We start from the raw sequence: 25,797 nt of genomic DNA, 5'->3' as shown, positions 1-25,797 counted from the left end.
CTAAATTATTTAGAAGCCTTTTTTTATGTCTTTTTTGTAATAGTGTTAGCTTGTTTTTACTTTCTTGTGTCGAGCGATATTATTAACAAACTTTCTGTATCGGTTAAGGCCATATTGGTTCACAAATAACCTCATGGCAAAATATACATCGCCCTCATTGTCTTTGATGCTTTGAATAATTTCTTCCATAAAGGCTTCTCGTATAATCTTTGGAGAGCTGTGCGGTAGAAATTTCAATATTTCATGAGATACCACATCTGAGTTAACACCCTTCAACGTCAATTCAATAGATTTATGGATATAAGCGTCTAAGTAATGATCATGGTTGTCTTCAATTAAGGTCTCACAATATTTTTCTATGGAGTCCATAATTAACTTTGGGCCTACTGGTGTTAATTGCACCTTATCGTCAGCGCTCGTTTTGCTTTTAGAAGAAGCTATGTTGTAGAAATTAAGGTTGGTGATGCCTTTTATTCCTAGCCCTATAGATAATGGGTTTAAGATAGCGGCAACCTCTCCAGTTGGTAATAGATTTTCTTTCAGAAGTATCCAGTAGATGAATACAGCAAGAAGTCCATGTGCTAGTCCGTAAAAATGGAAGGGTATGGAGATCTTAAATAATAGTAAATAATTTTTTTTAAACTTTCTGTGGCCATATTCAAGCATGGAAATGGGGTAGGCGACAAGAAATGTAATAAGAAAGTTTAGGTAAGGTTCAGGTGGAGTTGGGTTCATGAAATGGGAGGATTATAGACTAGGCCACTTTAGATTGGCCTTCCTCAGTTAAATATATCTGATTGTTAAATAATTTTACAAGCCCTTTGGCTGAAAAGCGTTCAATTATTTTTCTAACGTCTTCAGTAGGAGCATTTATTTTGTAAGACAATACATCAATACTGATGCTTGAGATACTGTCGTCTAACAAATCGGTTAATGTTTTGGCGACAGTCAGTGATAAAGGTTCTGCCATTTTCATATCAATTGATTTTACAAAATAAGCAATATTTTTAGTAAATAGTTTAATATCTGGTAAAATCTTAACAAAAAGGTACGTATAAAAATTCTTGTAGAATAAAATAAAAGCCCCATACGGGGCTTTTATTTTATTTAATGATAAGCTTTCTAGTAAATGATTGATTTCCTGTAGCTACTTCGTAAAAGTAAATGCCAGGAAATAATGTAGCTGTATTTATTAATGATGAGTATACGCCAGCAGGTTGATTGCTGAATTGGTATGACTGAATTTCTTTGCCTTGACTGTTTTTTATGCTTATGCTAACTGAGCTATTACTTTCCAATACATAGTGAATGTTGGTATAAGTGCTGGCAGGGTTGGGGTAGTTGCCTATAACTAGAAGCATGTTTTTAGAAGAAGGTGAAACTTTAGCTAAAGGAGCTGGGGCGCCATATAAGTTATTGCCAGTTGTAACTGGAGAAGTTTCGAATAAATTGGTTTCGTTTTTATGTACTGCCAAGCTTGCTCCGTTGTGCTCTGTTGCATTCTGGGTTACAATGGTATTGACATATAGCCAATCTGCTTGCGCTTGATTTTTGGTTACGGTTAAAATAAAATAACCATGTTGTTTTAAATCTGTATTTTTTATGTGTGGGTTAAATAGCTCTACCAGCCAAGCTAAAAAACTTTCTGAAATACCATCAAACTCATCTAAGTTAGCAGATGTAATGCTAGGAGTTACAAATTCAACAGCTTTAGAATTGGCTTTGTTAAAGGTGTATGAGAGTAAAGAAGAGGGGAGGTCTGAGGCTAAAGTAAAGTGTATGTCTCCTGTTAATACCACAACATTCTTAATGCTGTTGTTTTCTATAAAAGATAATAGGCGCTCCCTTTCGGACGGGTAGCCATCCCAAGTGTCTGTAAGTGGTATGCCGTTTAATGGCATTAATAATACTTGATTGGCAATAACCTTCCATTGACTATCTTTTTTAAGCTCATTTTCTAACCATTCAAACTGATCATTTCCTAATAATTCTGGAGACTTGGCTGTTTTGGCTTTAGTCATAGCTGCATTGTGCAAGGCTTTGTCTACTATGCTTTTTACTTTATTAAAATCGCTGTTCGTTTTTAAGGCGTTCATTTGCTCTATAGATAAATCTTGAGATGCCCAAGTAGATAGCCGATCAATTAGGAAGTTAAATTCTTCGGTTTTAAGTTGGCGTTTTATATCTAGAGGTATAGCTCGAGAGAGATATTGCTCATAATCTTTTTTGGAGTTGAGCTCATGAGTAACTTCATGGTTGCTTTTTCTGCCAAATATTCCACCTTCCTGTTCTTCACGCCCAGCCATACGGGTGTCTAATAGAATAAGGTCTAATAAATTTCCATAATTAATAGAGCGATAAATTCTATTTTCTTCTGAAGATTCACGTACGGGCATCCATTCGAAATATGCTTTATAAGCGTTTTGCTTTCTTGCTTCCCAGTCGCCTTCCGTATCAGGTTGGTGATTTTCGGCTCCATGCATCCATGCATTATTAGCAAATTCATGATCATCCCAAATGGTGATAAATGGCAGTTGCTGATGCGCCTTTTGTAGCTGAGGGTCTAGCTTGTAATACGAGTATCGAATGCGATAGTCCGTTAATGACACTATTTCGTTTTCTGGTAAATGACCTCTGCCAATTTCATCAGAGTAACCGTACCCTCCAGATTCATATTCATAAATATAATCGCCAAGGTGAATGACAGCATCTATATCATTTCTTTCAGAGAGCTTTTCATATACATTGAAATACCCATCTTGATAGTTGGAGCAAGAGACAACCGCAAAACGTAGTTGATTTATGTCTCCTTCTGGTGCAGTTCTGGTTCTCCCAATCATTGAGGTTTGCCCTAAGGCCTCAAAGCTGTAGTAATAGGTAGTGGCGGCTGATAAATTGCTGACATCAACCTTTACTGTGTAGTCTTTTGAGAGGTCTGTTTGTACTTCTCCTTGCATAACTATGGGTGACATGCTTGGAGAAGTACTCACTTTCCATTTCACATTTACGGTAGTCTCTTCTGTGGGGGTAATTCTAGTCCAGATAATTACTCGGTCTTGCAAAGGGTCGCCCGAAGAAACTCCATGGTAGAATGGAGCAAGCGTGGGGTTGAAATAGTTGCTGAGATCTGTAGCCTCTTCGGTCCTTGCTATTCGGAGTTGTTTTGTGTTTTGAGAAAAAGAAATGTGGGCACTGGTTATGAAAAAAAGCAGTGCCAGTAGTTGTAAGTTTTTCATTGGTTTAGTTTTCAGGTGAAGATAAGGGGAGAGGTTTACCTGAATTCAAACCATATGTTTTGCTTATGTAAAGTCTGTATAGGCTACTTTTACTGTATTTTAAGTTTTATTTGTAATGGATTGATAAGGAGTTAATTACGTGGTGTGTCAAATTCCCCTTCATAATTTAGGGTAATATCATTTTGATTGTCCTTGCCTTTTGCTATCACATCAATTGAGACATGCCATTGTCCGCTGTTGTCTTTTTTTCCTTTGATTGTGCCCTCATAAATTTTGTTATAACCACGATTTAAGCATCTACAGTTGGCAATTTCTATGTACGCGCTTTCATTATCCCATTCGGTTATTTCAAATTGATCAACAGTGCCAGGGATTTGAAAAATGAGGTTTTTGCTTTGGTAGGTGTCTACAGCTTTGTTGCCGTGGTTAGATAATTTAAGGTTGAAAACGGTTTTGTCTCCCGCCTCCATGCTGAGGTGGTTTTGAGTCACTTGGAAGCAGCTATTGATGCTAATTTGTATGTCGTTAGACTCTTCTGGAGTGAAAGATTGAGTATTACCAGCAATATGAAACATTGCTGGTAATAGTAGTGTTAAAATTCCTTTTAAGAAATTAATTTTCATGGATAGTGATTTTGTTGATTTTGTCTCCTTGACGAATGTCGTCAATCACATCAAGACCTTCAACTACCTTGCCAAAGCAAGTATGGTTTCTATCTAAATGAGAAGTGTTGTCTCTGCTGTGGCAGATAAAAAACTGACTTCCACCAGTGTTTCTGCCTGCGTGAGCCATAGAAAGAACACCTCTGTCATGGTACTGATTGTCTCCATCAAGTTCACAGTCAATTTTGTAACCAGGTCCACCAGCGCCAGTGCCATCAGGGCAACCGCCTTGGATTACGAAGTTAGGGATCACTCTGTGAAAAGTAAGGCCATCGTAAAAGCCTTTTTCAGATAAATCAATAAAATTCTTAACAGTATTAGGAGCATCTTTTTCGTAGAATTCTACTTTCATTGTTCCTTTTTCAGTTACTATTTCTGCTGTCTTCATGTATCTATTATTAATGAGTTTATATCTTCTGCAAAACTATAAAATAAACTTATAATCTCTTATTTTAAATGTATGTTGAGTGATAGACAAAAGATGAAATTAATAAACTGGTGGCCTCCGCTGCTTGGCACTGGTATTAGTTTAAAAAAAGTATCTGATGATTTCCGGACTTTTGAAGTGCATATGAAGATGCGATGGTACAATAAAAATATTGTTGGCATTCATTACGGTGGATCTTTGTATTCGATGTGCGACCCATGGTACATGTTTATTCTGATGAATGCGCTAGGGTGTGAATATAAAGTGATGGACAAGGCGGCCTCAATTAAATACCTTAGGCCGGGTAGGGGAACGGTCAAATGCATTTTTCATGTTACCGAAACTCAGGTACAGACTATAAAAAAGGAATTAGAAACCATTGGAAAGAATGATTATATATTTAAATGTGAAATAAAAGATGCTAAGGGTGAATTAGTAGCAGAAGTAGACAAAGTTATTTACGTTAAAAAGAAAATGAACTAAAAATCAATGGTTAATTGAAGGGCAGGGGTATCTGCAATTTCATGGTTTAAATTAGATATTGCCAAGCCCAGGAGTCTTATTTTAAACTCTTGCTCTTTGAATTCTTTTAATAGCTCGGAATACAATTCCTTAATTTGTTTGTCAGTTTCGATCCATTGTAAAATAGTCTTACTCCGTGTTATTTGCTGAAAATCATGAAACTTGATTTTTAAAGTTAGCGTTTTGCCTTTGGTGCCAGACCGTTCCATTCTGGAGGTTAATGTAGATTTAATTTTCACCAACTCTTCATTCACTTCTTCTAAAGTGGTTAAATCTTTAATGAAGGTATTTTCTGCACCTAGAGATTTTCGTATTCTATGCGGAGAGACTTCACGGTGATCAATGGCTCGTGCTATCTTGTAATAGTATCTTCCCGTTTTTCCAAATCGGCTAACCAATTCTACTTCTGAAAAACGTTTGAGATCCTTGCCGGTGTTAATGCCTATTTTATGCATTTTTTGAGCAGTAACTTTGCCTATGCCGAAAAACCTTTCTATAGGTAATTTTTCAATAAACTCTTCCGCGTCATCTGGGGCTATTAAAAAGAGCCCATTGGGTTTGTTAACATCCGATGCCGTTTTGGCCAAAAATTTATTGATAGAAATGCCTGCAGAGGCTGTAAGTTGTGTTTCTTCAAATATGCGTTTTTTTATTTCTTTAGCAATTAGTGTGGCAGATGGCATGTTCTTTTTGTTGCTCGTTACATCAAGATAAGCCTCATCTAATGATAATGGCTCTACCAAATCAGTATATTCAAAAAATATGCTCCTTATGATGTTTGAGGCCTCTTTATAAGCATCAAAGCGCGGTTTGATGAAAATTAAATGTGGACATTTTCTGGCGGCTATTTTGGAGGGCATTGCACTTTTAACACCATATTTACGAGCTTCATAGCTGGCAGTGGCAACCACACCTCTTTCAGTGCTTCCACCTACAGCAATCGCCTTCCCTTTTAACTCGGGGTTATCACGCTGCTCTACCGATGCGTAAAACGCATCCATGTCAATATGTATAATTTTACGCATTTAAAGGGTTCGCAAATATAAAGTTAAATACCATTTAAGTTAACTGATAAATGATGCAAATCGTTGTGTTCAAAATGGCTTAATTGTTCTATTTGCTCGATATTTGTTCTTCCAATTTTAATGCGGTATGAGCAAATCAAAAAAAATATTCTTAATAATAGCTGTTCTCTTTTTTGCCTTAATGATTTACATAGGGTATGATATCTCTAGTCGTACTACTTTTCCTGGCTCTAAACCTCAGTTGAAAGAGCGAATAATGCAGATGAATAATGAGGATGAACCCGAGTTGAAAACTGATTCGATCTTAATCAATAAAGATACTGTCCGTTAAAAGTTGAATAGTGTCATTAGACTCTAATAATAGCAGGTAATCGATGCGATATTGAAATTAGGAATTTGATCTACTACCTTAGATTCAATTAAAGCCAACTATAGACAACAAGAAATCCCTTTGGAGCTAGGTTCTTCAAAGGGATTTTTGTTTTATAATACTTCTGAGAGCAAATTGATGCAGCGTTTTAAAAATGTTCATGGAAATCAACTTGATTTATCCAATTTGCCTACTGGCCTCTACTTGATTAGTGTTGGAAGTAAAGATGAAAACAGCGTAACAAGAGTGGTGAAGCAGTAGAATTATAATTTTTTATAATGAAAAGCCCCTTCGTATTAAAGTAATCGAAGGGGTTTTTTATTTTATATGGAATAATGTATATTTCTTTTAAATAAAATTATATTTGTGTTTTATTTAAATGAGCTTTTAATGAAAAGGATATTTATATTATTAATAGTTGCATGCACAGCATTTAAGTTAAATGCACAAGTTCAAGTAAGTAATATTCCTTTTACGTCATCTGATTATGTTATTTGGGCTAGGGGGTTGTTTGAGTTTAATGATACTGTTTTTTTTCAATCAAAAAATGGTAATTATGGACTTGAATTACATTATTTGAATCCTTCTAATGGCAAAGTAGAAATGCTTAAGGATGTTGGTCCAGGACGGTATTCTGGATATGTTGGTGGTGATGCAGAAGCCGGAATACATTGTGAAATGCAAAATAATTTATTTTTTATAGCTAGCACTAGCTTAATTAGGTCTCAAATTTATAAGTCCGATGGTACCCCTTCAGGTACAATGCAGCTGACTCACTTTGATGATTATGGGCACATTTCAGGGATGACATCTATAGCAGATAAATTATTCTTTTTATTTAACGCTGAGTTATGGGTGAGTCAAGGAGATTGGGGAACTACTCATCTGTTAAAGAAATTTCCAGCATTAGACATTATTGGGGGTTTGGACGAGAAGCTGATTTTTGAGGTTAATAATGATGATATAGTTGAATTATGGAGTAGTGATGGAACTGTTGAAGGAACTCAATTGATAGAAGGAGCGAGTTTGGGGTCATTTGAAAATCACGTATATAAAGTTCTAGATGATAAGCGTGCATTGTTGTTTGGAGTAGAAAATATTTATGTTATCGATTTAAATAAGAATTCTTACGAATCCATTTATAATGAGTCATTTTTTGTTGAAGATGGATCAGTGGTGGAGTTGAATGGTAAGGTTTATTTTAAAAATAATCAAACTAATGATGGAAATATCGAGATTGTCGAATCAGATGGGACCAAAGAGGGGACAAAAAGGATTTGGGCTGTGCCGGATAATTATGGGCATATAGGGCCTGGGCAATTGTTAAAGTACGATGGAGATTTGATTTTTGTTTTTTTCAATAGAGATAACCTGACGGAAGAAGCTAACTTGATTCGATATACTGTGGGTACAGGTGATACATCAAAAATAGTTCAATTAGGAGCTCCCTTTTATAGATTGTCTTTTATGGAGCGTGATCTTAAATTTATACAATTTAATGAAGATAAATTGTATTGTAGGTATTTGACGGGAGGTGAGTATCAAAATCAGGCGGTATTTATCAATTTAAGGGAAGGTACTTTGTTCAAGGATTCCCTCTTTAAAAATATTCGTTATGAGACTGTACTAAACGGGAAAATATATTTCCCAATATTGGATGACCAACAAGTATGGGGAATATGGAGTACCGATGGAACATTGGGTGGAACAAGATTAGAATCAGTTTTGAGCGAGGAAAATGCAGGGCCAGATGATGATTTAATCTATAATTATAATTACAATGGCCAGCTCTTGTATTTAAAGAAAAATACCAATAAGATTAATTGGTACTCTTATTTGGATGGTAGTAATCAATTAACTTCTTCTCAAAAAAGTTACGTATCAGTAGGTCATCCTCGCAAGATAAGGGTTAATAAAAAAGATGAGTTGTTTTACGTGAATTCAACTGATATGATGAGTGTTGACCTTTTTAAATTAGATAATAAACTTATACCTCAAATAGTATTTAGTGATTGGCCTTTAAACTTCATGCCAGAATATAATAACATAGTAAGTGCTAAAGACAATGTCTATTTTATGGTCAGTGATGGAGATGAGGGTAGTTTATTTAAGTATGATGGAACAGGTTGTAAGCTTGTTAATGAAATTTCTGGCAACTATACTTTAGAAACTGACGGAAATTACATTTATGGAATTAACAGTTATAAAGGGTTGTTTATAACCGATGGTGCTGATACTAATTTGAAGCTTATTAATAAGCAAATTCATCTGAATGAAATATATAATACTTTAGATGAGGATAATTTTATGTTTAGTGGTTGGACTGATGAAATCAGATTTGGTTTGTGGAAATGTAATGGAACCGATGCTGGAACAGAATTACTTTATTCATTTGATGAAAATTATTTCGTTAAAGGTGTCTCTTTAGGCAGGAAATTATATTTTGTGGTATCTAATCCTAAAATAGTAAAATTTGAATTGTGGTGTTTTGATATTGATAAAGCGGAGGCCTACCCTGTACAGGTGCCTGATTCGGATGAATTTATTACCGTTAACTATGATGTGGATTTAAAGGTAATTGATAATGATTTGTATTTTGGAGGATACGATAAAATTCATGGTGAGGAGTTAAGGAAAATTGACGGAAGTTCTCATGTATTAAGTTTGGTTAATGATGTTAATAAAGGTTCAGAAGGTTCTTATCCTCAACCATACCTGATGCATGATAATGTTTTATATTTTCGTGCTTATGATGAAGAACATGGAGAGGAACTGTGGCGTTCAGATGGTACGGAAGAAGGAACTTTTATGATCAAGGATTTGCTTCCGGGGGCGGAGGGCTCTTATCCAGTTGAGCTCGTATTAATAGATAATGATTTATATTTTGTAGCTACCACTGAAGACAAAGAAAATCAAGTTTGGAAATTATCTTTAAGCGATAATAGAATCACGGGCATAACCCCTCAATTAGTTAAAGAATCCATTGTGGGCTACCCCAATCCTGTAAGTAATATATTTACCATTAAATCAATGGAGTCAGTTGATTATGCTGAAGTTTACTCCGCCACAGGTAAATTGATGCACCGTTTTAAAAATGTTCGAGGTAATCAACTTGATTTATCCAAGTTGCCTACTGGCCTCTACTTAATTAGTGTTGGAAGTAAAGATGAAAACAGCGTAATAAGAGTGGTGAAGCAGTAGTAGTGATTCTATCTGTCGTTCAAAATATAGAGTTGATGGCTTATAAAAGCAATTGATCGATGCGATATTGAAATTAGGAATTTGATCTACTACCTTAGATTCAATTAAAGCCAACTATAGACAACAAGAAATCCCTTTGGAGCTAGGTTCTTCAAAGGGATTTTTGTTTTAAATTGTTGATTTTAAAACGATTGCATAAAATTAAAGTAGTGTTTTTTTGTATACACTTGTAAGAGAATGGCTCATATTCAATTTAATTTTGCAAATACATGTATTATCTTAGTATCAAGTTAAAGCCAACTATAGACAATGAAACATCCTCTCGGGCAAGGCCTGAGAGGATGTTTTGTTTTATTACATTTCCAATGTTCTAAACTCGCCACAATTAGTTGCTTCTTTAATTTATTAGTTAATAAACTGAAAGTACCTAATTACCCTTCATAAGAAACTGGGGCGTGCAGCGAGGTTTTAAAAAATCTTAGGGGAATATTCTATGCATATGACAGAGGAAATGCTGAGCGAATTTTGTGTTGACAATGAAACTCTGAGTAATTAAAACAAAAAAGCCTGAATTTATTAATTCAGGCTTTTTTGTTAATGGCTAAAAAGACCATGTAATTCTCTATCTATTTTACTGACTATTAGTGAGAAATCTTCGGTATTTTTAACGTAATCCAAATCATTAACATCTATAATTAATAATTTTCCTGCATCGTAAGAACCAATCCACTCAGTATAGTGCTGGTTCAGGTTTTTAAGGTAATCAAGCCTAATTGCGTTTTCATAACTTCTTCCACGCTTTTCTATTTGGCTCACCAATTTTGGAATATCAGCTTTGAGGTATATTAATAAATCTGGAGCTTGCACGTGCTCAATCATCGACTCAAACAGTGTGAGATAGCTATTATAATCCCTATCATTTAAATACTCAGATTTATGCAGGTTGGCTGCGAAAATATATGCATCTTCATAAATGGTACGATCCTGTATTGTGGATGTTTCACTCTTTCTTATGCGTTTAATTTGATTGAAACGGCTATTAAGAAAGTATATTTGTAAGTGAAAAGCCCATCTTTTCATATCTTCATAAAAATCCTGAAGGTACGGGTTGTCATCAACAGACTCCATTTCGGCTTGCCAGCTATAATGTTTCGATAGCATTGATGCTAATGTAGTTTTTCCGGAACCAATGTTTCCGCAGATCGCAATATGCATAGGGAATAATTCTACTCTTAAAATTTAATTGGGGAGTGCAAAATTATTACTTACCACATTACTATAAAAGAAATAATGAAAAAAGGCTGGTAAAAACCAGCCCTCCGATAACCTTGTATTAACCGTATGAAGAATATATTTACTACACTTCAAAAGTAGATAATTGTTAAATATACATCTTACTTATCCAGTTAAGCTTCTATTAATTAGTTGATGCTTTAATTAATCTTCAGTTAAGCTTGTAATAATATTGGTTTAAACTAAGAGTTTACTTACGTACAAGCTTCCATATTTTCTTACCGGTCTGGATGAGTAGGAGAACAACAAAACCCATAATTAAACCAGTCAATGCCTCAAACAAAATAGCCGGCATGTGAATCAATTCTTCTAAGTGATGGATGAAAGATAAATTATGAACAAAAAGGCCACCTGAAACCATGAACAACGCTACTGTACCTATAAAAGATAAGCCTTTGATAACCTTAGGCAGTGCATTAACTAAGAGAATACCTACTTTATCGGAGAATGTGTCATCTTCTTTATTCAACTGAATGAGTTTAAGCCCAAAATCATCCATACGCACAATAAGTGCTACTATTCCATAAACACCTACGGTCGCAAGCAGTGATATTAGTGTAACTACGGGAATCTGAATTTTTAATGATTCATTAGGGACACTCCCTAGGGCAATAATTATGATTTCAACTGAAAGAATGAAGTCGGTAATAATTGCAGATTTCACCTTTTCCTTTTCCAATTTCAGTAGCTCTTCTTTCGATAACTCTGTAGCTATTGAGTTTACTTCCTTATCGTGAGCATGCGGAACAAATATTTCATATACTTTTTCGGCACCTTCGTAAGCTAAGTATAATCCGCCTATTACAAGAATAATGGTTATGCCAGAAGGGAAAAAAGCACTTAGTAAGAAAGCAAAAGGTAGTATTATTATTTTATTCAGCATTGAGCCTTTTGATATAGCCCATAATACTGGCAGCTCGCGTGACGATACAAAGCCGGAGGCTTTTTCTGCGTTAACAGCTAAGTCATCGCCAAGAATTCCTGCTGTTTTTTTACTCGCAACTTTTCCCATAGTTGCTACATCATCCATAAGGGCACCTATATCATCTAATAGCGCAAAAATTCCTGAAGCCATAGTCTTTCTTATTTGTGTGCTAAAATAAGGATAAATTATAAACTCAACGCTAAACCAAGAGATAACTACCTTAATAATAACAGTTTTCCCGATTCTATTTAGTATATGTAAAAGTGTACGAAATGAATAAGCCCTTTCAAAGGTAACTTGGATGAGTGATATTACTTTACTGGAAGAAAGGAAGGAACAAACCTATGAATCAGTTTCATAGGTATTGATTTTCATATTAATGACCTCAATAGGTAGAGGAATGTTTTTCTGGAATTAATCTAGCTCCAGTTTCATCAGCCTATCAATTTGTTTTTCTTGGCCCATCATAAATACTTGCTGACCACATTTAACGAATCCATTCTTTTGATAGAAGTGAATGGCTCTAGGGTTTTTTTCCCATACTCCAAGCCAAATAAAGCTGGCGTGTTTTTTTCTAGTTATTTTTATGGCTTCATTCAACAATTCTTGCCCCAAACCATTACCATGCTGGTCTTTTAGAGCATAAATTCTTTCTAGCTCCACACTATTTTCATAAATAAAAGCATGCTGAGCTGTACTAATATTAAGTTTAATATAGCCGCAAACTTTGGAATCTACCATTGCTAAATAAAACTCTGAAAACGGATTGTTTACTTCATTTTGAAGTTTATCCAAGTTGAAAGCATTTTTTACATAACTAAGAAGGTTTTCTGTGGCTTCAGCTTCTGCAAAACCTTCAAAATAGGTGGCTTTTGCTATTTCTAGTAGCAAATCGAGATCTTCAATAGTGCATTTTTTGAAGATAACTTTCATAAATTTTTTAGTAAATGATGGTTAATAGGTTGTGAATATTACGGTTTATGACTTGTTCTATTAATATAACACCGTTCTCTGCAATATTATCACTTTTTTTGAGGAAAAAAATATAAGTTTAATCAAATCAATAAGGGATGAATATTCTTTATATTCGAGGGCTTTTTAATACTAAATATGATTCAGAATGAGATGCTTGAGTGGGATGAGAATCGTCTTGCCAAGTTGAATGAATGTTTGTCTTTTTTAGAAGAATTAATTGATGAACCTGAGCAGTTAGCTTTGCTGCCAGAAGAGGAAAAAATAAAGCTTTTGAAGTTATCGGGACAGCTGTCTCGACCTGACAGGGACGAGATAAGAAAGCGGCACAAAGTTAAAAAGGCGGTTAAAAGAGCCTTAATAGTGCGAGCAGATAAGCAGGCTAGAGCAACTACTGGAATAAGGAGGGCCCGAGAAGAGGCTATTTTTACAGCTCCTGAAAAATTATTATCGGCAGCATCTACAGAAGAAGCAGAAGAACTTAGCTCTGCACGAAACTGCTATGTATGTAAGAAGGAATACACCAAGCTACATCATTTCTATGATAGCATGTGCGAAGAGTGTGGAGACCTTAATTATATGAAGCGCTTTCAAACTGCAGATTTAACCGGACAGGTAGCGTTGATAACAGGTTCTAGACTAAAAATAGGCTATCAGGCGGTTTTAATTATGCTTAGAGCAGGAGCCACAGTAATAGCGACTACGCGTTTTCCAGTGGATGCAGCCATAAGGTATGCTAAGGAAAGTGATTATAATGAATGGGGGCACAGGCTTCAGATATACGGACTGGATTTACGGCATATCCCTAGTGTAGAATTGTTTGCTGGTTTTATAGAATCAAAATATGAAAGGTTAGATATTTTGATCAACAATGCTGCGCAGACAGTGAGAAGGCCACCAGCTTTTTATTCGCATTTAATGGAAAATGAGAAAATTGCTTATAACGATTTACAACCAGAGGTGAGGCGTTTGGTCAGTGAGTACAATGAATGCGTAACTCAGCTGCTCGGATATGACAGTCAAAGTATTAAGCATGAGAATAAAGCTATACCTGTAAGCTGGCATACACAGGAAATAGGACTGGGTATAAAGTCTTCAGCGGCATTATCGCAGGTGCCTTACAGTATAGATGCAGCTGTAAATGTAAAGGAAGTCTTTCCTGATGGGAAATTGGATGCAGACTTACAGCAAGTAGATTTACGCAAAACTAATAGCTGGAGGTTGAAGCTAGGAGAGGTGGCCACCCCTGAATTGTTAGAGGTGCAGCTGGTGAATGCAATAGCACCATTTGTACTGTGCAATAAGCTGATTGACTTGATGAAGAAAGACTATACTGGTCAGAAGCACGTGGTGAACGTTACGGCCATGGAAGGTAAGTTTTATAGGTTTAAGAAGGAAGCAAGGCACCCGCATACCAACATGGCTAAAGCAGCACTAAATATGTTAACTCATACTTCAGCAGGTGAATTGGCCGATGAAGGTATTTTTATGAATGCAGTGGATACAGGTTGGGTTACTGACGAAGATCCTGCTGAGCTTTCTGCCAAAAAACAAGAACTGCATGATTTTCAGCCTCCATTAGATATTGTTGATGGTGCTGCCCGCATATGTGATCCGTTTATTGATGGCATTAATACAGGTAAGCATTGGTGTGGTAAATTTTTGAAAGACTATTTTCCTATTGATTGGTAAGTAGTTCTATCAGTATCTAGAAAACTGGTATGTTTGAAGAATGAAAAAGTTTTATTACCTCATTCACTTTCAATATTTAGGCTTTAGATACCACGGCTGGCAAAGGCAGAGAAATGTAAAAACTGTGCAGGAGATGCTAGAGAAGACCCTAACTTTTATCCTTCGTCATGATAATTTTAGGGTTTTGGGTTCATCTCGTACTGATGCCATGGTTTCTGTTAATGAAGGTGCGTTTGAACTTTTTACCAGAGAGCCATTAGATACTGATAGATTATTTATGGGATTAAATGAAAACCTTCCTTCAGATATAAAGGCTTTGTCGGTGGAAGAGGTAGATGCCAAGTTTAATATTATTCAGCACCCCAAGGTTAAAGAATACATTTATTTGTTTTCTTCGGGTGAGAAAAATCACCCGTTTTGTGCTCCTTTTATGACCTCATTCATTCAAAAGCTCAATGTAGATAAGATGAAAGAAGGAGCTAATTACTTTGTGGGTAAGCATAATCTTAAAAACTATTGTTATAAGCCAAACGAAAATACTCAATTAGAAAGAGAGGTGCTGGAGTGTACTATTGAGCGTAACGATATTCTTCAGGCTAATTTTTTTCCTGAAGAAAGTTATTTGCTTAAGGTAAAAGGAGAGGGGTTTATGCGCCATCAGGTGCGGTTAATGATGGGGGCGTTATTTTTGTTGGGGAAAGATGAAATCACCTTAGAAGACTTACATTCTTCAATACACAATCCGGAAAAGAAAGAATCTTTTAGCTATATCGCCCCAGCATCGGGGTTGATGCTCAATAAACTGGATTTTAAAGATATGCAAAAGGCCTGATTAAATCAGGCCTTTTTTTATGCTGCAATCAGAGCGGATTATTAATATAATACTCTGAATTTGATAGTATGCTCAATCTCTTTTAATGCTTTTATAACATCAGGGTTATAAGCCTTATCTATATCAGTGATTACATAGCCTATAGTTTCATTGGTTTTCAAATGCTGACCAACGATGTTGATGTCATGGTCTGCTAAAACCTTATTGATCTTTGCTAATACCCCTGACATGTTAAGGTGAATATGGATCAATCTGTGTGCATTTTCCAAAGTTGGTAATTGCAAGTTAGGGAAGTTAACACTGTTAGAAGTACTGCCAGTGTTAATGTAATCCATAATTTTGCCTGGCACAAAGTTGGCAATGTTTTCCTGAGCTTCCATGGTGCTTCCACCTACGTGAGGAGTCAAAATTACATTAGGTATACCACGAAGCTTCGAAATGAATTCTTCTTGGTTAGTTTTTGGCTCTTCAGGGAAAACGTCTACTGCTGCACCTTTAATTTTACCACTTTCTAGGTTCGCTTTTAAAGCATCAATATCTACTACATGACCACGAGATAAATTCAAGAAGATAGCACCTTCTTTCATCCAACCAAACTGCTCTTCGCCAAAGATATTTTTGTTTTCAGGTCGGCCATCCACATGCAGGGTCACTATGTCCGATTCTCTTAATAGCTCTTCTAAAGATTCAGCTTTTTTTGCATTTCCTAAGGCTAATTTTTCTGTTACATCATAGTAAGAAACAATTAGGCCTAAAGACTCAGCCAATACCGAAAGCTGTGCTCCAATGTTACCATAACCTATAATGCCTAAATGCTTACCTCTTATTTCAAAGCTACCTTTGGCTGATTTATCCCATTGGCCACTGTGCATTTTTTGAGACCTTTCGAATAACTGACGTTTCAAAGCTATAATTTCAGCTATAGCTAATTCTACTACAGATCTGGTGTTGCTAAAAGGAGCATTGAAAACAGCAACACCTTTCTTTTGGCATGCAATCAGATCTATTTGGTTAGTGCCTATACAAAAAGCACCTACTGCTATAAGGCGATTGGCATGCTCTAAAACCTTAGCCGTAACCTGAGTTTTTGATCTTATTCCAAGAATAGATACATTCTTTATTTTTTCACAAAGTTCATCTTCGTCTAGGCCACCAGGGTAAACCTCTACGTTGTATCCTTCTTCTTTTAATAATGCTATAGCCTGTGGATGTATGTTTTCCAGCAGCAGTACATTAATTCTATTTTTGGGGTATGATATAGCTGTGTTCAATTTATTCAGGTATAAAAATTCGTCTAAACTTGGCGTGATGTGATCTGCCTTTTCTAAAACATTCTGTCTTTCTACATTTTCAGTAAATGCATAAAACTTGTTGGCAAGACCTGCTGCTTTTATTTCATAATCAGTGTATCCATCACCAATCACATAAACGTCACCATGTAGGTTAAGTTGTTTGAGCTGCTCTACTTTTCCATTATTTGCTGATAGTGCATTATTTTTGTCGTAGCCAACGATATCATCGTTTTCATTGAATTCAAAAGAATTAGCGTATACATTTTCTGGTTTTACGTGATATTCAGAAACGATAGGAACGATAAAATCTTTAAAGCCATTGGAAATGATGAAGATATTATCGGAGTTGCTTTCAAAAAACTCTTTGTTTCTTTTAAAACTCTTGGAGACTAATTTTTTTAAGGAACTCACTAAAGGTGTTAAGTGCTTTTTATTGGCACCAAGAAGTTGCACACGCTTTTCTAAAGATTCACGAAGCGTTAGCTGTCCGCTCATTCCTTCATCGGTAATCTCTTTGATTTTCCTTACTCTTTCGTCTTTCTCAGGGTTAGACTCCAAGGCAATTTCTGCCAGAACATCTAAAGCTTCTACTTGGGTGAAAGTACTATCAAAGTCAATTACGAAATATTTTTTTCCGTTTTGCATAATTAGGGTATGGCTGTAATTCGTAAACGAATTAACAGGATATGTTAGCCTTTTAAAAGTGTTTTGCTGAAAAATATTACACTTTAAAAAGCAATCGATTGCAATTTAAGGATTTGCAATTTTCATAATTATGCGGAGATGCAGGAGGGTAAATAATAAGGACAGTTCAAACTGCCCTTATATTTCAATTATTTATACAATTAATTCACCTCTAACTCCGGCATTTACTTCATTACCCGTAATGGCAGCAGAGGCTATTTTTAATAAGGTGATAGCTTTATTGTGTTTAGTGTTCCAATATGATCCCTCCTCTGGAGTTACTTTAATTAGGCTTACCATAGGATCATCTTTGCCTTCTTTAAACCAAGCTTTAACCACTGGCGACCATAATTCATCAATTTTATCTCTATCCGTTACTACACTAGCATGCCCATATAGAGATAGATACTCAGACTTACTGTTGTTGCTGTAAAACAATTGTACTCTGTTATCCATTTGAATATCTTGATTTTTTTCACTTGTCATAGGGCTGAAAAACCACAGGGTGCCATCATCATCAATTTTGTGAGTGCTCATCGGTCTGCTTTGCAGTGGTGCCTTATCTAAGTTAGTGGTGAATAGGCAAATGCTGGTATCATCTACAATAGTTTTGATTTTGGCAATTGCTTCTTCATGATGTAAATTTTCTATATTGTTTTTATCGAAATCCATAGTGTCTTTATCTTTTGTTTGGCATAATAAGTAGAAATAATGTGCCAGTGTGTAAACGTGTCTGTTTTACGATTAAACAAAGAATCTGAACTCGAGTACTGTTGTTTTAATTCTACAAATGTGCATATCTACAAACAAAAAAAGCAGTCATAGATATGACTGCTTTCCTTTTATGATGCTATGCTTTACTTAGCTTTTAAACTTTTTAAATTGATTAATCAGGCCATTAGTGGAAGCATCGTGAGAAGTTACTTCTTCATTGCCCATTAATTCTGGTAAAATTTGCTTAGCTAGTTGTTTTCCAAGTTCAACGCCCCATTGGTCAAAGCTGAAAATGTTCCATATTACACCTTGAACAAAAATCTTGTGCTCATACATTGCAATAAGCGCACCTAGAGTTTTAGGGTCTAATTGCTTGAATAATATAGAGTTAGTAGGTCTGTTTCCTTCAAAAACTTTGAAAGGCTTTAGGAAAGCTTTTTCTTCTGAAGGTAATTTACTTAGTTCTGATTCTACTGTTTCAGCATCCTTTCCGTTCATCAATGCCTCAGTTTGAGCAAAGAAGTTAGCGAGTAACTTTTCATGATGATCGCTAATAGGATTATGTGTAATAGCAGGAGCAAGGAAATCACAAGGTATAAGTTTTGTGCCTTGATGAATTAATTGATAAAAAGCATGCTGACCATTGGTTCCTGGTTCTCCCCAGATGATCGGGCCTGTTTGGTAATTTACCGCTTCACCATTTCTATCTACGTATTTACCATTGCTTTCCATATCACCTTGCTGAAAATATGCAGCAAACCTGTGCATATACTGGTCATATGGTAACAAAGCGTGAGAGTCAGCACCGAAGAAATTATTATACCAAATACCTAAAAGAGCTAATATCACAGGTATATTATTTTCTAAATCTTCAGTTTTGAAATGGTTGTCCATATCATGAGCGCCTTGCAATAGTTGCTCGAAGTTTTCGTATCCGATAGTACAGGCAATGGAAAGACCAATAGCTGACCATAGAGAGTATCTACCGCCAACCCAGTCCCAAAACTCAAACATGTTTTGGGTGTCTATTCCAAATTCTGCCACAGCCTCAGCGTTGGTAGATATAGCTACGAAATGTTTTTTAACATGTTCTGCATCTTTAGCATGCTCTAAAAACCAATTTCTTGCACTATGAGCATTGGTCATAGTTTCTTGGGTAGTAAAGGTTTTAGAGGCTATCATGAACAATGTAGTTTCAGGATCAGCCTTTTTCAATACTTCAGCTATATGCGTACCATCAACGTTAGACACAAAGTAGGTCTCGATATTTTCCTTCTTATAAGGCTTTAGTGCTTCCGTTACCATTACCGGACCTAGATCAGAGCCTCCAATTCCTATGTTAATAATAGTAGTGATGCTTTTTCCTGTGTAACCTTTCCATTCACCACTAATAATAGATTCAGAGAATTTTTTAACCTGAGCTAATACTTTGTTAACTTCTGGCATTACATTTTCTCCATCTACTTCAATAGCTTGATTAGAAGTGTTTCTTAATGCAGTATGAAGCACAGCTCTGCCTTCTGTAGCATTAATTTTCTCACCATCAAACATGGCTTTAATGGCCTCAGTTAACTTTGTTTCCTTTGCTAATTCTATTAATAGAGCTAGTGTTTCTTCTGTAATCCTGTTTTTAGAGTAGTCTATCAGTATGTCATTAAACATAATGCTAAACTTCTCAAATCTTTTACCGTCCTCCTGAAAAAGACTTTTCATTTGCTTATTCTCAATACTTGAATAATGCTCTTCCAGCTTTTTCCAGGCTGCAGTAGTGGTAGGGTTTATATTTGGAAACATGCGCTTGTCGTTTATTTCTTAATAAAAATGCGAAGTTATGAAACCGTGAAAAACAATGAAATATAAATGATTATTTATGTGTTAAAATATTTAGTTGATTCATTTTAAATGGTTTGATATTCAGTGATTTATGTTTATCTGCGGAGCCGTCACTTGAGATAGTTTTAAATCGGCTTTCGGATAATTTCAATGAATAATCTTTTAATCATAAATGAAATGTGCTTATTTCGTGATTTTATTTTAACCTAGAGTGGAATTGTTAATATTATTACGATGATTAGAAAATGGTGGGTGCTTTTATTTTTAAGCATTATAATATCAGGAGGAGTATCAAACGCACAGTCGACTGCTAGTGATAGCATTCCTTCTAAAAAACAAGAGTTACGCTATAACTTTGATAAGGATGGAAAGCGATACGTTAAGCTAACATTTCTCAATCAAGTTTGGTTGAGGTATACCGAGCTTAATTCGGGTACATTGATTGAGGATGATGAAGATAAGGATGACTTATTTGATATAGGCTTACGAAGAACCCGAATACAATTATTTGGTCAGGTGACGGATAAAGTTTTCTTTTATACGCAGTTAGGTCAAAATAACTTGGCAACAAATTCTCCTCGCAAACAAGGTGTTTACATCATGGATGCCCTTGGTGAATACAAAGTAGCTGGCAAGCATTTGGAAATAGGTGCGGGTTTAACGGGTTGGAGTGGACTTTCTCGCTACGCTTCACCTTCTGTTGGTAGCTTGTTAGGAACCGATGCTCCGCTATACCAATTAGCTACTTTAGATATTAGTGACCAATTTGTGAGAAAGTACAGCATTTACGCCAAAGGTAAATTAGGGAAGTTAGATTATCGCTTAGCAGTGTCTGATCCCATGGAGGTGAGTTTGTCTCCTAGTGGTCATTGGGGGCCTACCCAGAATTCCTCATTTGCCAATACTCCGGGCAACCTTCAATTTCAAGGATACTTTATGTATCAGTTTTTAGATCAGGAGTCCAACCTTACACCGTATAATGCTGGTACTTATTTGGGCAAAAAGCGAGTATTTAATATTGGGGTTGGATTTATTAATCAACAGGACGCCATGTGGAGAACAGAAGGGGTTGATAACGTTAAATATGAAAACCTAAATTTGTTTGCAATAGATGTATTTTATGATGCTCCTATAAATATTGAAAAGGGTACGGCTATCACAGCTTACGCAGCATTCAATTCTAATGATTACGGCAAAAATTATGTGAGGAATGTTGGTGTTATGAATCCAAATCTAATTGGAGACAACTCGGATGATTTTAATGGTCCGGGAAACGGTTTTCCAATGATGGGGACAGGCACGACTTTGTTTACTCAGGTGGGGTACCTTTTTAAGAGAGACCTATTTGGCAATAGCGGTACATTGCAGCCATATGCTTCTATGCAATATTCTGATTTTGATTTGCTTAATGACAAAATGTTGATGTATGAAACAGGGGTAAATTGGTTAATTAATGGGCATGGAGCAAAACTCTCTTTAAATTATCAAAGCAGACCCGTTTATAGCTTTCGAGAGATGGAGGTGAAGGAAAGAAAAGGAATGGCTGTAATGCAATTTCAGATTTCTATATAATTATTTTTGATAGCAAAAATAAGGAGGAGATTCATTAAAGTGAGTCTCCTTTTTTGTTGATTGATAGAGGGTTAACTAATGTTAAATTATTAAGAATTTGTTTATTTAGAATTATTATTCAACAGTAAATTCCTACCTTGGTGCTTGTATTTGTAAATTCAACCAAGTAATATTATTTAGCGGAAATATTACATAGGGTGCTTAACCAACACTTTATTCCGCTACTGAATTGCTTTTGAAATACAAGAAATCAAATTTAAACCAACTTGAAAAATGATTAACTCTTTTACTCCAGCGAGCCATACTCTCCGGCTGTGTACTAATTGCAAAAATTATAACCCATTAATTAGCAAGGAAGGTACTAATTCCTGAAAATAAGCGTTCAGGGAAAATATTTATTTCCATATAGCGGAAACTTCAACTACATAATATAGCCTACAATGCGCTGTATAGCATTTGGCATAGGTTTTTCATGTATACTATTCTGTTACAGGGTAGTAATATTATGTGCTGGTACACCTGTGCCTATACACATGTAGTTTTTGCTATTACTTTCTACAAAAAAATAATGAAAAAAAATATAAATTATAATGTAACATTTGCATTGGTTTTGTGTTTTTTCAGTTATAATCTTTTTGCTCAAGATAATAATAATGAGTCAGTTAAGAATATAACTACCGATAGACCAAACCAAACCGAAGCGGCTACATTAGTGCCGAAAAGAACTGTGCAGTTAGAAACTGGTTTTCTCCTAGAAGAAAATCACTCTATAAAAAATATAACTTATAATACAGCTCTATTTAGATATGGAGTAAACTCCAATTTTGAACTACGTTTAGTCACAGATTATTTAGGAACAAAAGTGGAGGAGGATGCGTCAGGTGAGACCAAAATGAATGGTTTCGGACCTTTAAAATTAGGAACTAAGATAAAAGTAGCTGAGGCTAAAGGTTTAGTTCCTACTATAGCGTTTTTAGGACATATAACCTTAAGAACGGGGGCGTCAGAGTATATGCCAAACAGCATTAACCCTGATTTTAGATTTTTATTTGAATACGGCTTGGGTCAAAATTTTTCTTTAGGATTTAATTTGGGAGCACAATGGCAAGACGATGAAAGAGCTACGGGCTTATACACCTGTTCATTAGGGTATAGTCCTGTTGATCGACTAAGTCTGTTCGCAGAACTTTATGGTTTTTTACCTGAACAAAGTTCTGATAATCAACATCTATTTGATACTGGATTTACGTATATGCTTAATAGTCAGGTGCAAATTGATTTTGCAGGAGGTTTTGGGCTATCTAGTGCAGCACCGGATCATTTTTTAAGCGCTGGAGTATCTGTAAGGGCTCCTCATTAATTTTTTAATTATGAAAAGAATCAAACTTTCAGTTTTAATAACATCAGGGGTAATTGCATTAGGTGTAGTTATAGCCTCTGCCGTTCTAGTTCTTCAGCAATATACGCTTAATACTTATCGTACGTATTTGCCCTATATAACACTAGGCGACAATATAAAAAATAACGCCAGCAAAGCGCATTTAAGACTTGAAGAGCTTATAGCAGGCGATAAATCTGTAGATTATGAGAAAGATGTATCATCCCTACTGCAAGAGTCTAAAGATAAACTTGAAAATATCTACAATGGTAGAGAGGCCGATTTTCAGTTTTTAAATGATCAAATAACAAATCAAAATTTGTTGAAAGGTGCTGTAGGCTTAAAAGAAATGATGGGCCTATCTAAGCAAAGAGTTACTTCGGCTGAAAATAATTTAGGAGTAAGTATTCAGGCTGGCAGCGAACTTGATGAAAGGTTTGATGCACAGTACGATAATTTACAAACCACCCTTGATGACTTAGTATTTCATATTGAAACACTTCATGATAATAAAGTTTCTGAGATGGAACGTTATGTATGGATCAGTGTGGCGGGTATTCTGTTCATATTTATTCTGTTGGGCTATGGAATTTATAGCATTCAATCAAAAAGTGAGGCCATAAAGAAGCAAGACGAAGAGAAGTTAGAGAAGGAGGAGTATAAAGTATTGAGAATGACTCAGTTTGTTGATTCTGTCGCTAATGGAGATTTTAGTAAAAACCTAGATTTAGAAGATGTAGAGCATGATGAATTGGCAACTACACTGATAAAAATGAAAACTATTCTAGAGGAGTCTTCTGAAGAAAGTGAACGCAGGAACTGGATTAATACTGGCTTGGCTAATTTTGGAGACATCTTAAGAAGTGATAATGATTTGAAGTCATTGTCAGATAGAATTTTGAGTACCTTGGTGAAATACCTAAACGCTAACCAAGGAGCGCTATATATTTTAGGAGGGGATGAAACAGATCCCTATATGGAACTTACTTCTGCTTATGCCTATAACCGTAAAAAATTTGTAAAAGAAACAGTATTAAAAGGAGAAGGGCTGGTAGGCCAATGCTGGCAAGAGGGGGAGAAAATATATTTAAAAGAAATACCTGCATCTTATATCAAGATTACTTCAGGACTAGGAGATGCGGCTCCTAATTGCATATTATTGGAGCCGTTAAAGTTGAATGATGAGATTTATGGCGTAATCGAGTTAGCAACTTTTGGTGATTTTAAAGATTTCGAGATAGAGTTTGTTGAGAAGTTGGCAGAAAGTATTGCTGCTTCTGTATCTACAGTGAAAATAAACGAGACCACACGTATTTTGCTTGAGGAAACTCAGCAGCAGGCTGAGGAGATGAAGTCTCAGGAAGAGGAAATGAGGCAGAATATGGAAGAACTGCAGGCCACACAGGAAGAAATGCAGCGTGTGTCATCAGAAATGTCTGAGCAACTTAGAGTAATCAATAATACTATAGCTACCATAGAGTTTGATTTAACTGGGCATGTTACAGAAGCCAATGACAACTTCTTGGAGCTTATGTGTTATGAAAAATTTGAAATCATGGGTAGGCATCACCGCATGTTTGTAGATGCAGAGGAGGTTGAAACAGATCAGTATGCTTCGTTCTGGAGGAAGCTGGCTGAAGGTCAATCGTTTGAGGGTGAATTCAAAAGAATTAATAAAAAAGGGAATGCTGTTTGGATTAAGGGTATGTATAGTCCTATGCTTGATCACATGGGGAACCCAATCAAAGTAGTGAAAATGGCCTATGATATTACTCAGGAAAAGGTTCAGGCTGAAGAATTGAGAAAAGGCTTGGCCGAATTAAGGCAGAAGGAATCTGAAGTGGTGGATAAGAGTAAGGAAATGGCTGATCAGCTGAAGATAATTAATGGAACCATTGCAACCATTGAGTTTGATTCAAGAGGTAATATACTAGCTGCTAATGATAATTTTACTCGTTTAATGGGGTATAAAGAGTCTGAAATAGTCGGTAGTCATCATCGTATTTTCGTAGGAGAAAAGCACAAAAACTCTGACGTGTATAAGGAATTCTGGAGGAAACTCGGTAACGGTAACTTATTTAATGGCGAATTTAAAAGATACAATAAAAAAGGAGAAGAGGTTTGGATTAAAGGTATGTATAGCCCCGTGCTAGATGAAGCGGGTAAAGTACTTAAGGTGGTGAAGTTCGCTTATGATATTACCAATGAAAAGAAGCAAGCTCAAGTTTTGCGAAAGAGCATTCAGGAAGTTAAGGAGAATGAAAAGTTGATATCAGAGCAGATAAAGGTGATTAATAATACCATGGCCACTGTAGAATTTGATCTCAGAGGTTATGTGAAGTCAGCAAATTCGAATTTCTTGGAGCTAATGGGCTATAAGGAGGAGGATGTTATTGGACAACACCATTCTATTTTCGTTAAAGAGCAGGAAGCTGACTCAGAGGAATATGCTAACTTCTGGAGGAACTTGGCCAAAGGACGTTCTTTTGATGGTGAATTCAATAGAGTGAAAAAGGATAAGAGCTTAGTGTGGATTAGGGGTATGTATAGTCCTGTGTTGAATGTAGATGGTAAGGTGATAAAGGTGGTTAAATTTGCTTATGACATTACCAATGAGAAATTACAGGCCAATAGAATAGTAGAGAAGAATAATGAGTTGGAGTTTTCTAATGGACAGATGAAGGCATTATCTAAAGCTATGGAAGAGCAGCTTAAGTTAATAGATATGACTATTGCTACTGTTGAATTTGACCTTAATGGAAATGTGATTAAGGCTAATGATAACTTCCTAAATATGATGGGTTACAAAGAGAGCGATCTAATAGGAAAACATCATAGGGTGTTTGTGACTAATGAAGAAGCAATTTCGGAAGAGTATAGACAATTTTGGCGTAAGTTAAAAGATGGTAAATCTTTTAACGGTGAGTTTAAGCGCGTGAATCAGAAGGGAGATGCAGTATGGATAAAAGGAATGTATAGTGCAGTAAAAGATGAAAATGACAAGCCTATAAAAGTGGTTAAATTTGCCTATGATATTACTACAGAAAAAATGCAACAAGATGCGATAAATGAGCAATTAAATGTGATTGAAAAGATGAGGTTGAAAAACTGATAATTGCTTTAAATCATATAAAGGCATTCTTGGTAACAAGAATGCCTTTTTTTGT

At 35.7% G+C, this 25,797-nt stretch carries 21 protein-coding genes; 9 read left to right on the top strand and 12 right to left on the bottom strand.

The window, feature by feature from the left end:
• Positions 1–45: 45 nt before the first annotated feature.
• From ACXACQ_RS18860 to ACXACQ_RS18840, 5 genes are all read right to left on the bottom strand, one after another.
• Entirely contained in the window at positions 46–735 is a 690-nt protein-coding gene (locus tag ACXACQ_RS18860) for a hypothetical protein (RefSeq protein ID WP_474977542.1), read from the bottom strand.
• A 19-nt stretch (positions 736–754) separates the two neighbouring features.
• The gene (locus ACXACQ_RS18855; protein ID WP_474977541.1) at positions 755–970 is read right to left on the bottom strand and encodes a hypothetical protein; all 216 of its coding nucleotides are present in this window, start codon (positions 968–970) and stop codon (positions 755–757) included.
• A gap of 133 nt (positions 971–1,103) precedes the next feature.
• Complete coding sequence (locus ACXACQ_RS18850; protein ID WP_474977540.1) at positions 1,104–3,236, bottom strand: T9SS type A sorting domain-containing protein; 2,133 nt, start codon at positions 3,234–3,236, stop codon at positions 1,104–1,106.
• A 131-nt stretch (positions 3,237–3,367) separates the two neighbouring features.
• Entirely contained in the window at positions 3,368–3,859 is a 492-nt protein-coding gene (locus ACXACQ_RS18845; RefSeq protein ID WP_474977539.1) for a hypothetical protein, read from the bottom strand.
• Positions 3,849–4,286 (bottom strand): peptidylprolyl isomerase, encoded by a 438-nt coding sequence (locus ACXACQ_RS18840; protein WP_474977538.1) that lies wholly within the window; start codon positions 4,284–4,286, stop codon positions 3,849–3,851. The genes ACXACQ_RS18845 and ACXACQ_RS18840 overlap by 11 nt, the downstream gene beginning before the upstream one ends.
• Positions 4,287–4,379: 93 nt before the next feature.
• Between ACXACQ_RS18840 and ACXACQ_RS18835 the strand changes: the two genes are divergently transcribed.
• Positions 4,380–4,808 carry a DUF4442 domain-containing protein gene (locus tag ACXACQ_RS18835; RefSeq protein WP_474977537.1) on the top strand — a complete coding sequence of 143 codons (429 nt, stop codon included), beginning with the start codon at positions 4,380–4,382 and terminating at the stop codon, positions 4,806–4,808.
• Here the strand turns inward: ACXACQ_RS18835 and dinB are convergent.
• Positions 4,805–5,872 (bottom strand): DNA polymerase IV, encoded by a 1,068-nt coding sequence (dinB, locus tag ACXACQ_RS18830; RefSeq protein WP_474977536.1) that lies wholly within the window; start codon positions 5,870–5,872, stop codon positions 4,805–4,807. The two genes, ACXACQ_RS18835 and dinB, sit on opposite strands and share 4 nt — an antisense overlap.
• A gap of 127 nt (positions 5,873–5,999) precedes the next feature.
• Between dinB and ACXACQ_RS18825 the strand changes: the two genes are divergently transcribed.
• From ACXACQ_RS18825 to ACXACQ_RS18815, 3 genes are all read left to right on the top strand, one after another.
• Complete coding sequence (locus tag ACXACQ_RS18825) at positions 6,000–6,203, top strand: hypothetical protein (RefSeq protein ID WP_474977535.1); 204 nt, start codon at positions 6,000–6,002, stop codon at positions 6,201–6,203.
• A 120-nt stretch (positions 6,204–6,323) separates the two neighbouring features.
• Positions 6,324–6,503 (top strand): T9SS type A sorting domain-containing protein, encoded by a 180-nt coding sequence (locus ACXACQ_RS18820; RefSeq protein ID WP_474977534.1) that lies wholly within the window; start codon positions 6,324–6,326, stop codon positions 6,501–6,503.
• 129 nt (positions 6,504–6,632) lie between these two features.
• On the top strand, positions 6,633–9,443 hold the full coding sequence (locus tag ACXACQ_RS18815; RefSeq protein WP_474977533.1) for an ELWxxDGT repeat protein: 2,811 nt from the start codon (positions 6,633–6,635) through the stop codon (positions 9,441–9,443).
• A gap of 594 nt (positions 9,444–10,037) precedes the next feature.
• Here ACXACQ_RS18815 and ACXACQ_RS18810 read toward each other — a convergent pair.
• The 3 genes from ACXACQ_RS18810 to ACXACQ_RS18800 all read right to left on the bottom strand — a co-directional run bounded on the left by ACXACQ_RS18810 (position 10,038) and on the right by ACXACQ_RS18800 (position 12,594).
• Positions 10,038–10,658, bottom strand: coding sequence for a deoxynucleoside kinase (locus ACXACQ_RS18810; RefSeq protein WP_474977532.1), 621 nt, complete (start codon positions 10,656–10,658; stop codon positions 10,038–10,040).
• A 268-nt stretch (positions 10,659–10,926) separates the two neighbouring features.
• The gene (locus tag ACXACQ_RS18805) at positions 10,927–11,811 is read right to left on the bottom strand and encodes a DUF808 domain-containing protein (protein WP_474977531.1); all 885 of its coding nucleotides are present in this window, start codon (positions 11,809–11,811) and stop codon (positions 10,927–10,929) included.
• Between the two features lie 264 nt (positions 11,812–12,075).
• The gene (locus tag ACXACQ_RS18800; protein WP_474977530.1) at positions 12,076–12,594 is read right to left on the bottom strand and encodes a GNAT family N-acetyltransferase; all 519 of its coding nucleotides are present in this window, start codon (positions 12,592–12,594) and stop codon (positions 12,076–12,078) included.
• Positions 12,595–12,771: 177 nt separating this feature from the next.
• On the opposite strand from ACXACQ_RS18800, the gene ACXACQ_RS18795 reads away from it, so the two are divergent.
• Both ACXACQ_RS18795 and truA read left to right on the top strand, forming a co-directional pair.
• The gene (locus ACXACQ_RS18795) at positions 12,772–14,325 is read left to right on the top strand and encodes an SDR family NAD(P)-dependent oxidoreductase (RefSeq protein ID WP_474977529.1); all 1,554 of its coding nucleotides are present in this window, start codon (positions 12,772–12,774) and stop codon (positions 14,323–14,325) included.
• 40 nt (positions 14,326–14,365) lie between these two features.
• Complete coding sequence (truA, locus tag ACXACQ_RS18790) at positions 14,366–15,157, top strand: tRNA pseudouridine(38-40) synthase TruA (RefSeq protein ID WP_474977528.1); 792 nt, start codon at positions 14,366–14,368, stop codon at positions 15,155–15,157.
• A gap of 41 nt (positions 15,158–15,198) precedes the next feature.
• Here truA and serA read toward each other — a convergent pair whose 3' ends face one another.
• The 3 genes from serA to pgi form a co-directional block, all read right to left on the bottom strand.
• Positions 15,199–17,094 (bottom strand): phosphoglycerate dehydrogenase, encoded by a 1,896-nt coding sequence (gene serA / locus ACXACQ_RS18785; protein ID WP_474977527.1) that lies wholly within the window; start codon positions 17,092–17,094, stop codon positions 15,199–15,201.
• Between the two features lie 192 nt (positions 17,095–17,286).
• A complete protein-coding gene (locus ACXACQ_RS18780; protein WP_474977526.1) occupies positions 17,287–17,805 on the bottom strand; it encodes a pyridoxamine 5'-phosphate oxidase family protein in 519 nt (172 codons plus the stop codon).
• Between the two features lie 189 nt (positions 17,806–17,994).
• Complete coding sequence (gene pgi, locus ACXACQ_RS18775) at positions 17,995–19,641, bottom strand: glucose-6-phosphate isomerase (RefSeq protein WP_474977525.1); 1,647 nt, start codon at positions 19,639–19,641, stop codon at positions 17,995–17,997.
• Between the two features lie 273 nt (positions 19,642–19,914).
• Here pgi and ACXACQ_RS18770 point away from each other — a divergent pair, with 273 nt between their 5' ends.
• From ACXACQ_RS18770 to ACXACQ_RS18760, 3 genes are all read left to right on the top strand, one after another.
• Positions 19,915–21,252 carry a hypothetical protein gene (locus ACXACQ_RS18770; protein WP_474977524.1) on the top strand — a complete coding sequence of 446 codons (1,338 nt, stop codon included), beginning with the start codon at positions 19,915–19,917 and terminating at the stop codon, positions 21,250–21,252.
• Between the two features lie 568 nt (positions 21,253–21,820).
• Positions 21,821–22,612 carry a transporter gene (locus tag ACXACQ_RS18765; protein ID WP_474977523.1) on the top strand — a complete coding sequence of 264 codons (792 nt, stop codon included), beginning with the start codon at positions 21,821–21,823 and terminating at the stop codon, positions 22,610–22,612.
• A 10-nt stretch (positions 22,613–22,622) separates the two neighbouring features.
• On the top strand, positions 22,623–25,742 hold the full coding sequence (locus tag ACXACQ_RS18760; protein WP_474977522.1) for a PAS domain S-box protein: 3,120 nt from the start codon (positions 22,623–22,625) through the stop codon (positions 25,740–25,742).
• The last annotated feature ends 55 nt before the right edge of the window (positions 25,743–25,797 follow it).

This window comes from Fulvivirga sp. AWR4_260 (assembly GCF_056158185.1).
Note: the sequence above shows the minus strand (reverse complement) of the source record. Positions and strands in the feature narration are given on the sequence as shown.

Bases quoted from the DNA above. Each gene is read 5' to 3' on its own strand.
- ACXACQ_RS18770 (WP_474977524.1), top strand. From the start codon at position 19,915: ATGATTAGAAAATGGTGGGTGCTTTTATTTTTAAGCATTATAATATCA.
- ACXACQ_RS18800 (WP_474977530.1), bottom strand. From the start codon at position 12,594: ATGAAAGTTATCTTCAAAAAATGCACTATTGAAGATCTCGATTTGCTA.
- pgi (WP_474977525.1), bottom strand. From the start codon at position 19,641: ATGTTTCCAAATATAAACCCTACCACTACTGCAGCCTGGAAAAAGCTG.
- ACXACQ_RS18765 (WP_474977523.1), top strand. From the start codon at position 21,821: ATGAAAAAAAATATAAATTATAATGTAACATTTGCATTGGTTTTGTGT.
- truA (WP_474977528.1), top strand. From the start codon at position 14,366: ATGAAAAAGTTTTATTACCTCATTCACTTTCAATATTTAGGCTTTAGA.
- ACXACQ_RS18850 (WP_474977540.1), bottom strand. From the start codon at position 3,236: ATGAAAAACTTACAACTACTGGCACTGCTTTTTTTCATAACCAGTGCC.
- ACXACQ_RS18840 (WP_474977538.1), bottom strand. From the start codon at position 4,286: ATGAAGACAGCAGAAATAGTAACTGAAAAAGGAACAATGAAAGTAGAA.
- ACXACQ_RS18780 (WP_474977526.1), bottom strand. From the start codon at position 17,805: ATGGATTTCGATAAAAACAATATAGAAAATTTACATCATGAAGAAGCA.
- ACXACQ_RS18760 (WP_474977522.1), top strand. From the start codon at position 22,623: ATGAAAAGAATCAAACTTTCAGTTTTAATAACATCAGGGGTAATTGCA.
- ACXACQ_RS18810 (WP_474977532.1), bottom strand. From the start codon at position 10,658: ATGCATATTGCGATCTGCGGAAACATTGGTTCCGGAAAAACTACATTA.
- ACXACQ_RS18795 (WP_474977529.1), top strand. From the start codon at position 12,772: ATGATTCAGAATGAGATGCTTGAGTGGGATGAGAATCGTCTTGCCAAG.
- ACXACQ_RS18860 (WP_474977542.1), bottom strand. From the start codon at position 735: ATGAACCCAACTCCACCTGAACCTTACCTAAACTTTCTTATTACATTT.
- ACXACQ_RS18855 (WP_474977541.1), bottom strand. From the start codon at position 970: ATGGCAGAACCTTTATCACTGACTGTCGCCAAAACATTAACCGATTTG.
- ACXACQ_RS18815 (WP_474977533.1), top strand. From the start codon at position 6,633: ATGAAAAGGATATTTATATTATTAATAGTTGCATGCACAGCATTTAAG.
- ACXACQ_RS18835 (WP_474977537.1), top strand. From the start codon at position 4,380: ATGAAATTAATAAACTGGTGGCCTCCGCTGCTTGGCACTGGTATTAGT.
- ACXACQ_RS18845 (WP_474977539.1), bottom strand. From the start codon at position 3,859: ATGAAAATTAATTTCTTAAAAGGAATTTTAACACTACTATTACCAGCA.
- ACXACQ_RS18805 (WP_474977531.1), bottom strand. From the start codon at position 11,811: ATGGCTTCAGGAATTTTTGCGCTATTAGATGATATAGGTGCCCTTATG.
- dinB (WP_474977536.1), bottom strand. From the start codon at position 5,872: ATGCGTAAAATTATACATATTGACATGGATGCGTTTTACGCATCGGTA.
- ACXACQ_RS18825 (WP_474977535.1), top strand. From the start codon at position 6,000: ATGAGCAAATCAAAAAAAATATTCTTAATAATAGCTGTTCTCTTTTTT.
- serA (WP_474977527.1), bottom strand. From the start codon at position 17,094: ATGCAAAACGGAAAAAAATATTTCGTAATTGACTTTGATAGTACTTTC.